This window comes from Secundilactobacillus angelensis (genome assembly GCF_012641075.1).
Lineage (GTDB): Bacteria > Bacillota > Bacilli > Lactobacillales > Lactobacillaceae > Secundilactobacillus > Secundilactobacillus angelensis.
Window position 1 is genome coordinate 84,378 of record NZ_JAAXLJ010000006.1, and the last position, 13,459, is coordinate 97,836.

Here is a 13,459-nt window from a genome sequence, read left to right on the forward strand (position 1 = left end):
TTAAGCAACTCACGTTTACTTTTTAAGCGAAGCAATCAGCAACTTGTTAACCACTTGAGGGTTAGCCTTACCGTGTGTCTGCTTCATAATTTGGCCAACTAAGTAACCCACTGCACGGTCTTTACCGTTGTTGAAGTCATCAACTGATTGTTGATTGTCAGCCAATACAGCATCAATGATTGGTTGTAATTGAGCTGGATCAGATAGTTGAACCAGACCCTTTTCTTCAACGAAAGCCTTTGGTTCTTTACCTTGAGTGATTGCTTTGAAGACTTTCTTCGCCATCTTAGATGAGATGGTGCCATCCGTGATCAAGTTGATCATACCAGCTAAGTTAGCTGGGGTCAGCTGAGTATCCTGCAAATCAGCGTGCTGTTCGTTCAAGAAGGCGTTAACGTCTCCTTGAAGATAATTGGCAGCCGACTTAGGATCAGCACCCAGCTTAACCGTTTCGTCGAAGAAATCAGCCATTTCCTTGGTTTGAGTCACAACCATGGCATCGTAATCCGTTAAGCCAAGTTCGTTGACGTAACGCAAACGACGGCTCCCAGGCATCTCAGGCATTTCAGCACCAATCTCATTAACCCACTCATCACTGATGTTCAGCGCTGGCAAATCTGGTTCAGGGAAGTAACGATAATCATCGGATCCTTCCTTGACACGCATCAAGATAGTTTGGCCAGTGGTCTCATCGAAACGACGCGTCTCTTGTTGAATCTGACCACCAGACATCAAAACGCGTTGTTGGCGTTGTTCCTCGAATGCCAGGCCCTTACGGACATAGTTAAACGAGTTTAAGTTCTTCAGCTCAGTCTTTGTCCCAAATTTCTTTTGACCCTCTGGCCGAATGGAGATGTTGACATCGACACGCATGGAACCTTCTTCCATTTTCACGTCAGAAATCCCGGTAAATTGAATCCGTTGACGCAATGCTTCCAAATAGGCATAAGCCTCATCAGGAGATGCAATTTCAGGTTTTGACACAATTTCAATCAACGGGGTTCCTTGACGGTTCAAGTCAACGTATGAATAGTCACGTTCATGGGTGTTCTTACCGGCATCTTCTTCGATATGCATTTCTGCAATCCCAATCCGCTTCTTTTCACCGTCAACATCAATTTCAATCCAACCATCATGAGCAATTGGCTTATCAGATTGGGTAATTTGGTAAGCTTTAGGATTATCAGGATAGAAGTAGTTCTTCCGGTCGAAGTGAGTATGTGGTTCAACTTGCGCATGGAGCGCTAAAGCGGCCATAATACCGGACTTCACAACACCCTTGTTGGTGGTTGGCAAAACTCCAGGATAGCCCCAATCAATCACGTTGGTATTAGCGTTAGGATCGTCACCAAACTCAACGGGAGACGGACTAAAAATCTTGGAATTGGTTTTTAATTCAACGTGGACTTCAAGCCCGATAGTTGTTTTAAAATTCATTAGTTTTTGCCCCCTTGCTTAGGTGTTTGTTTATGAAAATCAGTGGCTTGTTCAAAGACGTAACCGGCTTTATAAAGCGTTGATTCGTCAAATGGTCGGCCAATTAATTGCATCCCAACCGGCATGCCCTTAGCAAAACCAGCTGGAATCGACATTCCTGGCAATCCAGCAAGGTTAACAGGGATCGTCAAAATATCGTTCATATACATCGTCATTGGGTTAGAAATCTCTTCACCAATCTTGAAAGCTGGTGTTGGGGCAACTGGTCCCATGATAAAGTCATGATCCTTCAACACAGCTTGGAAGTCGTTAATGATCAACGTCCGAACTTGCGCAGCCTTCTTGAAGTACGCATCGTAGAAACCAGCAGACAATGAGAATGTCCCCAGCATGATCCGACGCTTAACTTCGTCACCAAAGCCTTCAGTACGGGAGTTCACGTATACATCTTCAAGATTCTTAACGTCATCAGAACGGTGACCGTAGCGAATGCCATCAAACCGTTGCAAGTTAGATGAAGCTTCTGAACTAGCAATAATATAGTAAGCGGCAACGCCGTACTTGTTATGCGGCAGAGAGACTTCGTCAACCGTTGCACCCAGTTCACGGTACTTATCAGCAGCAGCTAGAATCGCGTCCTTAACTTCTGAATCAACACCTTCACCTAAGAATTCCTTAGGTAAACCGATTTTCATGCCCTTAACACTAGTCTGATCATTCAGTTCAGCAGCAAAATCGGGCACTTCTTTAGTTGAAGTCGTCAGATCATGGTCGTCATGACCGGCAACAGCGGATAGCAAAATGGCGTTATCCTTAACTGTCCGAGTCATTGGGCCAATTTCATCAAGGCTTGATGCGAAAGCAATCAGGCCCCAACGAGAAATTCGACCATACGTTGGTTTCATTCCAACGATGCCGTTAAATGAAGATGGTTGACGAATCGAACCACCAGTATCAGAACCAAATGCGGCAATTACTTCGCCAGAAGCAACGGCTGCAGCGGAACCACCTGATGAACCACCGGGTACGCGGGTGTAGTCCCAAGCGTTTTTAGTGGTTTTTAAAGCAGAATTTTCAGTTGAACCACCCATGGCAAATTCATCCATGTTGGTTTTTCCAACGTTAATAATGCCCTTTTCGTTCAAAGTGCTAACAACAGTAGCATCATAAATTGGGACGAAGTTTTCTAGCATCTTGGAAGCTGCTGTTGTGGTCAACCCCTTCGTGACAATGTTGTCCTTAATTGCCAGTGGAATACCAGCCAGGATGTTATCAGCATCAATGCCCTTTTCATCCATTTCGGCAGCTTTCTTCAATGCTGCATCCTTATTCAAGGCCAAAAAGGCGTTTAAATCAGGGTCAGTAGCTGCAATGTTATCAAAGGTTGCCTGAACCAAATCAGTTACGCTGATTCGCTTAGCAACCAAATCATCATGCAGTGATGTGAGATCTTTTTCGAAATAGTTCATCGTTTCTACTCATCCTCACTTTCATCAATAATCGTTGGTACTCTAATATAGCCCTTTTCAGATTCAGGAGCGTTAGCTAATAAAGCATCACGCTGGCCCCAATTGTCGGCAACGTCTTCTCTCATGACGTTGATCTGATCACTAACGCTTGAAGTTGGTTCAATGCCGTCAGTATCGACTTCGTTTAAGGTTTCAAATAACCCAATAATTTCATCTAATTGGGTGGTAAAGTACTTCAGTTGGTCGTCATTCAAACTTAACTTTGCTAACGAGGCAACGTGTTGTACCTGGTCTTGATCAATTCGACTTGCCATCAAGTTTCCCTCTTTCACAAGAATTCTGCGTAATTTACGCTACACAACAAATATACTACCACAATCTAACCTAAAATAGCACTGGTTTTCTGAGTTCAAACCAGTGCTATTTGGAGTTGAGACTTAATTATATCAATAACTGTTAAAGACGTGTGAAGTAAACTTCTTTGCCCCATTATCACGGCTCAAGAAACTCTGAACCCCTTCCGTGGAACTGACCGTAATGTCAATTGGCGCATTAGACGGTAAGTATTTCTGAGCGGCTTGTTGCAGATACTGCGTAAAGCTGATAATTTCAGTTTCACTATAGAATTGCGTGGTGATGCTAACGTTCATTCCAGTCAACTGCTTGTTGGTGTAATGTGCCTGAGCAGTGACACCACTCAAATTAGGAAAGTAGTTTTGAATTTGGTTCTTAAAGTTTTCAAAGGAACTTTCATCATTAGAGTTGCCACTCCCAGAATTACCACTGGAAGCGTTTGAAGTCGTAGCTGGGTACACGTAATTTTGTTCACTAATTGACTTCCAGGAATTGACTTTGGTCACCCCACCCTTATTACTTGAGTAGGAGAAGAAAGTACCGCCGACTAGACTGTCACTGGGTGCTTGGCGATAAAGTGCAATCGTGATGGGCACGTTTTTCAAACCAGGTTTCTGACGCATCCGTGCTAACACTTGGTTAGCAATAATCCGGCCTTCACGACTGGCTTCGGCTTTACTAATCTTGGTTTCGTAAGTGGAACCGAAATTCTTCTTCTGGTAAGAATCAACGGAATTCAGCCCAAGACCGATCGTAATACCAGACAAGGTTAACTTCTTACCACTTTGCTTCATGAAATCCTGTTCTTCCATTTGCTGCAAATAAATTGGGTTCCGGGTATTTGGAGCAGTTTTACCATTATTAACAGGGTTCAAGCCGTCTGGGTTGGCCTTGGATTTTCGGCCCAGCCACTTTTGGACGGTACTCGTGTTCAAGTATTGACCCTCTTCAAAAATGTACTTACTTGGCGAATAAACCTTCTTCGAAACGGTTAACAAGCCACTTTCAAAACTCTTCAGGTTAAACTGGTTATCATTTTGAGAGACGTTGACGCCACGAGACTTACTGGTGACGTAACGACCGTTTTTAATGACGCTTTGGTAATCGCCAGCAGCTGCTTCACCAGTCAGTTGGGTCCCCTTATTGCTGCTAGTACTACCACCGCTAGTTCCACTAGAACTGCCTAAATTACCGCAGGCACTTAAGAAGAGTCCGCAAATTGCCATCACAAATAAGGCTTTAAATCGTTTCATTACTTCTTTCCTCCATCTTCAGTTTGAGACGCCATCTCGGCTGCAAACCGTTCCTCGTTCCAAACTGGTACGTCGAGAGCTTCAGCCTTGGTTAACTTACTACCAGCATCCGTTCCCGCGATTACAAGATCCGTCTTTTTTGACACGCTACTGGTCACATCAGCGCCCTGAGCCTCCAGCCAATCACCTGCTTCGCCCCGAGTCATGCTGGTTAACTTGCCGGTTAAAACAACTCGTTTACCAGCGAAGAAACCATTAGCGGCTACCTCTTGGTCATTGCCCGAAGTGTAGGTCATATTGACGCCGCGTTCTTCTAATTCATGAATCAACTCAATGGCGCCATCATTGCTGAAGTACGTCACCAAACTGTCTGCAATCGTATCACCAACCGAGTCAATTTGAGCAATTTCTTCTTGGCTGGCTGCCATGACGTTGGCCATGGTACTGAAGTGAGCAGCGATCAAACGAGCCGCTTTATTACCCACGTGACGAATCCCTAATCCAAATAATAAGCGTTCTAGCGAATTATTGCGACTGTTATCCAGTGCATTTAATAAATTATTAGCAGATTTTTCCCCAAATTTATCCAAAGTGACTAACTGATCGAAAGTCAGACCGTATAAATCAGCAACATCTGAGACGTATTTCTTATCAAATAGCTGACTGATGATCCGTGGACCAAGGCCGTCAATATTCATGGCGTTCCGTGATGCAAAATGAGTCATCTGCTCAGTTAATTGTTTTGGACAGCGTGGGTTAATGCAGCGTAGTGCCACCTCGTCATCCAAATGCACCAGCGTCGAGCCACACGAAGGACACTGTGTCGGAATAACGTACGGTTCACTATCAGCAAGGCGCTTGCTAGAGATGTAATTGGAAATTTCCGGAATGATGTCGCCCGCTTTATGCAGCATCACCGTATCGTTAATACGAATGTCTTTTTCTTGCAGATAATCAGGATTATGCAGTGTGGCTCGGGCAACAGTGGTACCCGCCAATTGTACGGGGTCCATGATTGCCGTTGGTGTCACCACACCAGTTCGGCCAACTGTCCACTCAATATCGCGGACGACGGTTTGGGCCTCTTCAGGCGGAAACTTATAGGCGATTGCCCACCGTGGGACTTTAACAGTGGCACCCATAGCTCGCTGAACAGGTAACGCGTTAACCTTTACCACAATACCATCAATGCCATATGATAAATTGTCACGCTGCTGCGTGTATTCATCAATGTAGGCGTCAATCTCATCCATGTTGCTGGCCACCCGGTAATTCGGGTTGGTGGTAAAACCAAGTTCAGCTAATTCATCGATCAAGCCACTTTGCGTACGGGTCTTCAATGGTTCGTAATCCGCAACATTATACATAAAGGTACTCAGTTTTCGTTCAGCAGTCACCTTGGTATTTTGCTGTCGCAGACTACCTGCAGCCGCGTTGCGGGGATTAGCAAAAACCGACTTGCCTTCCGCGTCTCGTCGTTGATTCAGCTCGATAAAGGACTGCTTCGGCATGTAACATTCCCCACGGACTTCAATCGTGAGTGGCCGTGTCAGCTCAGTGGGAATTGAAGGAATCGTCTTTAAATTGGCAGTAATATCCTCGCCAATTTGACCATTTCCCCGTGTTGAACCCTGAACTAGCTTACCGTCAACGTAGCGCAATGAGATTGCCAACCCGTCAATTTTTAACTCGCAGTTGTAAGTCCCCGCTGCGTTTTCGGTAATGTGAGTCACGAAATCCGCTAATTCTTCTTTTGAAAAAACGTCACCTAAAGACAACATGGGAATGTCGTGCGTTACTTTGGTGAATTCGGTAGAAACCGCCCCACCAACATTTTGAGTTGGTGAATCTGGGGTTACTAAATCCGGATACTTGGTTTCAATGGCAACTAGCTGCGCGTATTTTTGATCATAAACTGAGTCCTCTACGGTTGGTGCGTCCTCACTGTAGTAGGCTTCTCCCCACGCACGTAACTGTGGACGAAGCTGAGCAGCTAACGCTTCCGCTTCTGCTTTTGTTAGCGAATCAACTGATGGTTCCATTTCAACACCCCGTTATTCTTCAACCTTTTTAATTGGTGCAAAGGCAGCTAATAGCCGTTTGACACCTTCTTGTGGGAAAGCAATATCTAGTTCCATATCTTCGCCAGTACCGTTGATCTTCACTACGGTACCAGTTCCCCACTTTTTATGCGTGACCTTATCACCGGTGCGCCAGGCTTGTTTATCAGCACCGGTTCCACTGTTAATGGAAACCGCGCTAGATTTCTTCTGATGATAAGTCGGTGTGACTGCTGAAGCGGTACGACGATCAAACGGTGTCCGTAATGAAGTCGCACTACTTTCACCAGGTGTGGTTTGATTATCCATTTGCAGCAGTTCCGGTTCGACTTCTTCAATGAACCGCGATTGAGGGTTCCGTTGTGGTCGACCATACAGCATCCGTGAAAACGCGTTGGTGATAAACAGTCGCTGCTTAGCACGGGTAATGCCCACGTAAGCTAGCCGGCGTTCTTCTTCCAGCTGATCATGATCCTCCATTGCACGACTTAGTGGGAAAATACCTTCTTCCATACCAATCAGAAAGACCACTGGAAATTCCAGTCCCTTAGCAGCATGCAAGGTCATCAACGTCACTTGAGCGGGTTCCTCTTCCACATCATCTTGGTCAGAAACCAGTGCTAGATCCGCCAAAAAGTCCACGATTCGATCACCGGAATCACTATCTTCAGCATCGTACGACTCATCAAACTTCTGCGTAACTGAAAGAAATTCTTGGATGTTTTCTAAACGGGTTTCAGACTCCAAACTTCTTGAAGCTTGGAGGGCTGCTTTATAGCCGGTAGTATCTAAAATTTGTTCGGTCAATTCTGTCACCGTACTGTCGGCAGCAACGGCCTGTAATTTTTGAATGGTAGTTGCAAAGCCACCAATTGCACCGCGGGCACGGCTCGAAATATCATTGGCAACATCAACGTTCATTGCCGCTTCCAATTCGGACCAACCGTTGTCTTGAGCAAAGGTTCGCAACTTATTCAGTGAGCCAGTACCAATCCCACGCTTGGGCTCGTTGATTACCCGTTCCAAACTGATGGTATCAGCGCCGTTAGCAACCAGCGTTAAATAAGCCAGCATGTCCTTAATCTCTTTTCGATCGTAGAACTTATGCCCACCAACAATGGTGTACGGTACGTTAGCCTTAACCAGCGTCTCTTCCATTACCCGTGACTGCGCGTTAGTCCGGTACAAAATGGCAAAATCACCATATTGGTAATGCTGTTCATGCATGAGATCTTGAATCTGTGAAACGACATACCGCGCCTCATCGTTTTCGCTTTGACCACGGTAATAATGGATCTTCTCACCCTGATTATTTTCGGTCCAAAGGTTCTTGTCCTTTCGATAACCGTTGTTTTTGATGACTTGATTGGCAGCATCCAGAATTGTCTTGGTAGAGCGGTAATTCTGCTCCAGCATGACCACGTGGGCATCCGGATAATCCTTTTCAAAATTCATGATATTTTCGATGTTAGCACCACGCCAACCGTAAATACTTTGGTCGGAATCACCCACCACACAGAGATTGTGATGTTCCTTGGCAAGTAAGTTGACCAGCGTGTATTGAGCGTCATTAGTATCTTGATATTCGTCCACGTGAATATATTGGAACTTCTTTTGATATTCCGCCAGCACGTCCTTATGCTGTTTAAATAGTTCAATCGTCAACATGATCAAATCGTCAAAATCCATGGCCTGATTACGCTGCAAACCGTTTTGATAAGCATCGTAGGCTCTAGCGGTCACCTCATCCATGGGATTGCCAGCTTCTTGAGCGAGTTGTTTAGGCGTTTTGAGTTCGTTTTTAGCGTTAGAGATTTTGCCCAAAATTGCTCGTGGATCGAACTGTTTTGTATCCACGTTCATGTCAGCTAAAACCCGCTTCATTAATGTTCGTTGGTCACCAGTATCCGCAATGGTAAACGCCCGATTATAACCAATCTTATCCGCGTGACGGCGTAAAATTCGCACACACAGTGCATGGAAAGTCGAGGCCCAGACATCGTTGCCTTCTGGTCCCAACAAGTTCACGATTCGTTCACGCATTTCTTTGGCCGCCTTATTGGTGAAGGTGATTGCCAGAACGTGCCAGGGCATGATACCCTTTTCAATCAGGTAGGCGATTCGGTGAGTCAGTACCCGTGTCTTACCACTACCGGCACCAGCCATAATCAACAGCGGCCCCTCAGTATGCTCAACAGCTTCTCGTTGTTCCTTATTCAGTTTTGCTAACAATGCAGATTCAGCCACGTTATTATTCCTCTCCTATTAACCCTTGCTATCCGTACTAATGACTCAGCCCGGAACGTTTCGTATAAAAATCACTATTAAAATTGTCGCCTATCTTGATTCATAAAGCAATACTTTTATGCGAAAATTTAAACATACGTTCGCATTAAAAAAGGTACCCTGGTTAGAGTACCCACTTGTTATTCAACTTCTGAACCTGGTGTCCAGATTTCAGTATCTTCTAACTGCTCCATCAACTTGTTGACATCATCGCCCTGAACGAGAATGTGCCCCGCCAATTTCTGCTTATCAACGTCTTGATGGCCCTGACGATAGAAAGAAAAGTGCCAGTTGGGCTTCAGGGTCCATTGAGTCCGAATCGCGTTTGCCTGATTCTGTGTGAAAGCCGCCATAACAGTCGGTTTCAGGATTTGCACATCGCTTAACGGCATCCCGGCAATTGCCCGAATATGTTGTTCAAATTGACTGACAGTAGTTGCCCGATCAAAAATCCGGCCAGCCTCACCAAAGGTTGGCACGATCTGCTTAACGTAGATCGAACCGTTATCATTGATCATAAAATCAACTTCAAACACGCCCACGTACTTGACGTTAGCGACAATTTCGTTGCAAATCCGGTCCATCTCAGTCTGAACGGCAGGATCAATCGCAACTGGCAGATACGCCCACGTCATCTGACCGTTTTGCCGTTTGATCTCAACGGCTGGGAACAGACTAGTCTCACCAGTTGCGCCTCGAACAACGGTCACGGTAAACTCCCGGGAGTAATCAACGGTGGATTCAAGGATGTAAGTTCCCCAATCCATCAAACCAGCTGCTTGCGCGATATCAGTCTGAGTGCGAATGGTCATCTCTTCACCGTGAACCAAATCTTTTTGAATCGGCTTCAAAATACTTGGATAGCCAATCGAGTTGATCGATTGATAGACGTCATCAAGGCTAACAATGGTAGCGTATGGTGGGATGTTGACGTTCAGTTGTTCATAGAACGCGCGCTCCAGTAGTCGGTCTTGCATCATTGTTTGAAAGTCTGAGCCCTGTGGTAAAGCGGTTGATTCTTGAATAACGGATAGGACGTCCGGACTAAGATGTTGAGAATCGTAGGTGACCAGATCACACCGTTCAGCAAAATCAGTCAAACGGGCGTGGTCGGAAAGGTCACCGACAATCTTAAAATCAGCTAGTTGCAGCATTTCACTGGTTTCATCGGGGCCAAATGCGCCCACCTTAAAACCGGCTTGACGTGCTGCTGACACGATCATTGGGCCATCGGTACTATCACCAATAACGCCAATGGTACCTCCTGGATACAAAACATGATTGTCCAAATTTGTTCACTACCTTCTTATCGATAAAAGTTTCTCTTTTAATTTTATTATAGCTTTAGTTACATATTGTACTAGTCATTTGACGAATCTTTAAAAATACTTAGTTCTCCGGTTACTGCCGAAAACGGCGTCGGACCCGTTTGACCCAGAAACCACCAGAAATATATTTGGGTTCGTAAGTGATGATGAATGCCTTGGGTTCACGGTCGTTAACGATGCCATAGAGTTTCCGTTCCTGATTTCTTGGCGTTAAAATATCTAAAACCAATCGGTCACCCTCTAGCCCTTCTGCATGGCTTTGAGTCACACCAAAACCACTTGACCGCAGAATCTTAGGCAATTCACTATCCGTGCTGGGTAAAATGACGGTGGCCATAATGTAGCCCAGTGCCAGCTTATCTTCAATGATGATTCCCACCCGAACACCAACACCATAGCCCAAGGCATAAGCGATAATGTTCAGCACGTTATCCAGTCGATTCAAAACCATCGCCAAACCTAAAACGTAGACGGTAATTTCAACCACACTTAATATCGGTGCCAAGTTACGATAACCCTTCATGGTGAGCATGAATCGGAGCGTGTTCAACGTAATATATACGAAGCTAATGACAAAAATGATAACCAGGGTCCAAATCATGGCCTCGCCTCCAATCGCACAGTGACAATCAATAACAGTCGATTAACTTAGTTTGTCTCGGAATCCGCAAAGCTGACTTGATTATTATCCAGTGACGCAATACTTGCCAGCGCCTCCAAATGAATCCCCTGATCAAGAACCATCTGATGACCCTTCTGGAACCGTTTTTCAATCACGACGCCAACGCCGGCAACTTTCACTTGAGCAGCTTTACAGATTTCCAACATGCCCTGGACGGCCTGACCGTTCGCAAGAAAGTCGTCGATAATCAAGATTTTATCGTCCGAATCAATGAAGCGCTTATCAATACTAATATCGTTATTAACTTGCTTAGTATATGAATAAACCGTTGCAGTATATAAATTATCAGTCAGCGTCAACGATCGGTGTTTGCGGGCAAACACGACTGGCACGTTCAACTGCAGGCCAGCCATCAGCGCCGGTGCAATACCAGATGATTCAACAGTCAGAATGCGAGTAACGCCAGCATCTTCAAACAGCCGTTTAAATTCTGCACCAATCTCATACATGAGTTTGGGATCAACTTGATGGTTCAAAAAGTTATCCACTTTCAACACTTCACCAGGTAAGACAGTGCCGTCGCGTTTGATTCGATCTTCAAGTAGCTTCACGATAACTTCCTCCTAAATAACGTCCAGATCACGATTTTTAACTTATGATTAGTGTACCCGATAAATCACTGTTTTGCCAATATCAAAGCAGTTTTACCAGCCTAAAATTGTGCCGATCCCAATAAAAATGATGCAGAATAATGCCATCATTAACGAATTTTGAACGGCGTATTTGAAGGTTTCTTTTTTGACTTGCTTCACTAGAAAGGCTTTGGTGTTGCGTGAAACAAGCGGCATACTCAGCAGGACCAGCAGGCTCATAATTGGTAAGTAACCCAGAATGACGCTAACAATCAAGCAGAGGTAACCCGCCACGTAATCACCCACGAACACCTTCAGCATAACTGGCTTGCCAAAGTAGTACACAATAGTTTTCCGGTTGAGAGTTTTGTCTTCTTCAGCATCGCAGAGATTGTTTGCCAGCATAATGTTGGCAATCGCAAATACCGCAATACCTGAAATCAGTAACACTTTGAGGCCTAGAGACCAAGTCAGTGGCTGAACGGGATACGTGTTGATATAGACTGAAATGAGCGTAATCACAAAGCCCATGGTCAGCCCTGAAGCAGCTTCCCCAAAAGGTGTCGTAGAAATCGGCCGCGGACCAGCCGAGTAACAATAGCCGACCAAGAAACAAAACATCCCCATCAACAACAGCGGCCAACTGGTTTCAATCACCAGCAGGATACCTAAAATAGTCGCGCTGCCAGCCATTAAGATGATCAGGTTACGAATCAGTTTGACCGATAAATGATGGACACCAATAATATTGGTCTTTTTCTTCCACTCAGCCGCTTCATCCGTGGCGCGACGGTAATCTGAGTAGTTATCATGTGCGTCCACTGACATATTAAACAGCAGCATGGCCACGAAAAAAGTAATCGCCAAGGGCCAGTTGACCTGACCGAAAACGTAGTACGAAAAGAAGAGCCCCATGAAAAACGGCCATACTGAAGCGATCTTTGCTTTAGCCTCCACAAGTTCCAAAAAAACTTTAACTGACATAACGACCTCCAAAAAATAATGACACTAGAATTGACATTGCAGCGTGAGATTTGTATCTTTAGATTAATGCTTTTAAAAGGAGTACACCGATGAATTTATCATTTTGGGCAGCAGTTCCCGACGTCCAAGCAGAACTCAAACAACTGCAACAGTACCTGCTTAAGACCATTGACTTGCCTAATCAGCCCATACATATTAAAATACTAAAACTTCTTCAGTCGGGTGGCAAGTTTCTCCGACCAGGAACCTTCTATCTTTTTGCCCAGCTAGATCCGCACTACGATTCCGACCTGCTGTTAGCCGGTGCCAGCGCTCAAGAATTATTGCATCTGGCCGTAAAATTTCACGGTCAAGTTTCTGACGATAAGCTGAAAGTTGCTCATATCGACCACGAAAAACCGCAGCGCAACGCCATCTATGCTGGCGATTATCTACTGACTCAGTACTTTGAAGAGATTCTGAAGACTAATCCGTCGGCCACCGAATTTTCGGACCACTTAAACGCCATGCAACGTATTTTGTCTGGTCATCTATCCCAAGTCCAGCACCACTTTGATTTCACCGAAACGGTTTCTGATTACTTCGACGAGGCCAATCAGCGAACCGCCGAGGCTTTTCGCTTCAGTGCTCAGCAGGGTGCTAAAGCTGCCGGTGCGGACGCTAACCTGATTAATCTCAGTGCAGAATTGGGTGCCGCTATCGGTATGGCTTATCAAGTTAAACAAGACGTCGAACTCACTTTTAACCAGCCCAAACAGCTACTAACTAGTTTACAAAACGGCGAGTACCCGTTACCCGTCATCATGGCGTTGGGGGATTCAGAGGTCCAACTGCTGTTGGAAAAACGCCAACAGGTGACGGTTAATGATGTCAAATCACTCCAACAACAACTCTCCCGTAAAGAGAGTGATAACCATTTCATTCAACTAAAAGCACACGTTGACGGGCTCTTAACTGGTTTCCCAACTGGTCATGCAAGTGATCAACTGCGTCAATTTATTGACCAGCTCTTGTAAAACAAACGTAAATAACGC

Annotated in this window: 11 protein-coding genes; 1 reads left to right on the forward strand and 10 read right to left on the reverse strand. The window is 45.2% G+C overall.

The window, feature by feature from the left end; translation table 11 throughout:
- Window positions 1-15: 15 nt before the first annotated feature.
- The 10 genes from gatB to HC026_RS05010 form a co-directional block, all read right to left on the reverse strand.
- Window positions 16-1,437: an Asp-tRNA(Asn)/Glu-tRNA(Gln) amidotransferase subunit GatB gene (gene gatB, locus HC026_RS04965; protein ID WP_168924889.1), complete on the reverse strand. Its 1,422-nt coding sequence runs from the start codon at window positions 1,435-1,437 to the stop codon at window positions 16-18.
- Window positions 1,437-2,906 (reverse strand): Asp-tRNA(Asn)/Glu-tRNA(Gln) amidotransferase subunit GatA, encoded by a 1,470-nt coding sequence (gene gatA, locus HC026_RS04970; protein ID WP_168924890.1) that lies wholly within the window; start codon window positions 2,904-2,906, stop codon window positions 1,437-1,439. Before gatA ends, gatB begins: the two co-directional genes overlap by 1 nt.
- Window positions 2,907-2,911: 5 nt before the next feature.
- Complete coding sequence (gene gatC / locus HC026_RS04975) at window positions 2,912-3,220, reverse strand: Asp-tRNA(Asn)/Glu-tRNA(Gln) amidotransferase subunit GatC (protein ID WP_168924891.1); 309 nt, start codon at window positions 3,218-3,220, stop codon at window positions 2,912-2,914.
- A gap of 132 nt (window positions 3,221-3,352) precedes the next feature.
- Window positions 3,353-4,513: a CamS family sex pheromone protein gene (locus HC026_RS04980; protein WP_168924892.1), complete on the reverse strand. Its 1,161-nt coding sequence runs from the start codon at window positions 4,511-4,513 to the stop codon at window positions 3,353-3,355.
- Window positions 4,513-6,555 carry an NAD-dependent DNA ligase LigA gene (gene ligA, locus HC026_RS04985; RefSeq protein ID WP_168924893.1) on the reverse strand — a complete coding sequence of 681 codons (2,043 nt, stop codon included), beginning with the start codon at window positions 6,553-6,555 and terminating at the stop codon, window positions 4,513-4,515. The genes HC026_RS04980 and ligA overlap by 1 nt, the downstream gene beginning before the upstream one ends.
- 12 nt (window positions 6,556-6,567) lie before the next feature.
- Window positions 6,568-8,820, reverse strand: coding sequence for a DNA helicase PcrA (gene pcrA, locus HC026_RS04990; RefSeq protein WP_168924894.1), 2,253 nt, complete (start codon window positions 8,818-8,820; stop codon window positions 6,568-6,570).
- Window positions 8,821-8,999: 179 nt separating this feature from the next.
- Window positions 9,000-10,148 carry an ATP-grasp domain-containing protein gene (locus HC026_RS04995; RefSeq protein WP_211089411.1) on the reverse strand — a complete coding sequence of 383 codons (1,149 nt, stop codon included), beginning with the start codon at window positions 10,146-10,148 and terminating at the stop codon, window positions 9,000-9,002.
- A 112-nt stretch (window positions 10,149-10,260) separates the two neighbouring features.
- The gene (locus tag HC026_RS05000; RefSeq protein WP_168924895.1) at window positions 10,261-10,788 is read right to left on the reverse strand and encodes a DUF2179 domain-containing protein; all 528 of its coding nucleotides are present in this window, start codon (window positions 10,786-10,788) and stop codon (window positions 10,261-10,263) included.
- Between the two features lie 47 nt (window positions 10,789-10,835).
- Window positions 10,836-11,420, reverse strand: coding sequence for a xanthine phosphoribosyltransferase (locus HC026_RS05005; RefSeq protein ID WP_168924896.1), 585 nt, complete (start codon window positions 11,418-11,420; stop codon window positions 10,836-10,838).
- A gap of 93 nt (window positions 11,421-11,513) precedes the next feature.
- Window positions 11,514-12,425, reverse strand: a complete 912-nt coding sequence (locus HC026_RS05010) for a prenyltransferase (RefSeq protein WP_168924897.1) — start codon at window positions 12,423-12,425, stop codon at window positions 11,514-11,516.
- An 89-nt stretch (window positions 12,426-12,514) separates the two neighbouring features.
- On the opposite strand from HC026_RS05010, the gene HC026_RS05015 reads away from it, so the two are divergent.
- A complete protein-coding gene (locus HC026_RS05015; protein ID WP_168924898.1) occupies window positions 12,515-13,441 on the forward strand; it encodes a polyprenyl synthetase family protein in 927 nt (308 codons plus the stop codon).
- Window positions 13,442-13,459: the final 18 nt, after the last annotated feature.

Coding starts and splice junctions, on each gene's coding strand:
- HC026_RS04980 (WP_168924892.1), bottom strand. CDS start 4,513: ATGAAACGATTTAAAGCCTTATTTGTGATGGCAATTTGCGGACTCTTC.
- gatA (WP_168924890.1), bottom strand. CDS start 2,906: ATGAACTATTTCGAAAAAGATCTCACATCACTGCATGATGATTTGGTT.
- HC026_RS05010 (WP_168924897.1), bottom strand. CDS start 12,425: ATGTCAGTTAAAGTTTTTTTGGAACTTGTGGAGGCTAAAGCAAAGATC.
- gatC (WP_168924891.1), bottom strand. CDS start 3,220: ATGGCAAGTCGAATTGATCAAGACCAGGTACAACACGTTGCCTCGTTA.
- ligA (WP_168924893.1), bottom strand. CDS start 6,555: ATGGAACCATCAGTTGATTCGCTAACAAAAGCAGAAGCGGAAGCGTTA.
- HC026_RS05015 (WP_168924898.1), top strand. CDS start 12,515: ATGAATTTATCATTTTGGGCAGCAGTTCCCGACGTCCAAGCAGAACTC.
- HC026_RS05000 (WP_168924895.1), bottom strand. CDS start 10,788: ATGATTTGGACCCTGGTTATCATTTTTGTCATTAGCTTCGTATATATT.
- gatB (WP_168924889.1), bottom strand. CDS start 1,437: ATGAATTTTAAAACAACTATCGGGCTTGAAGTCCACGTTGAATTAAAA.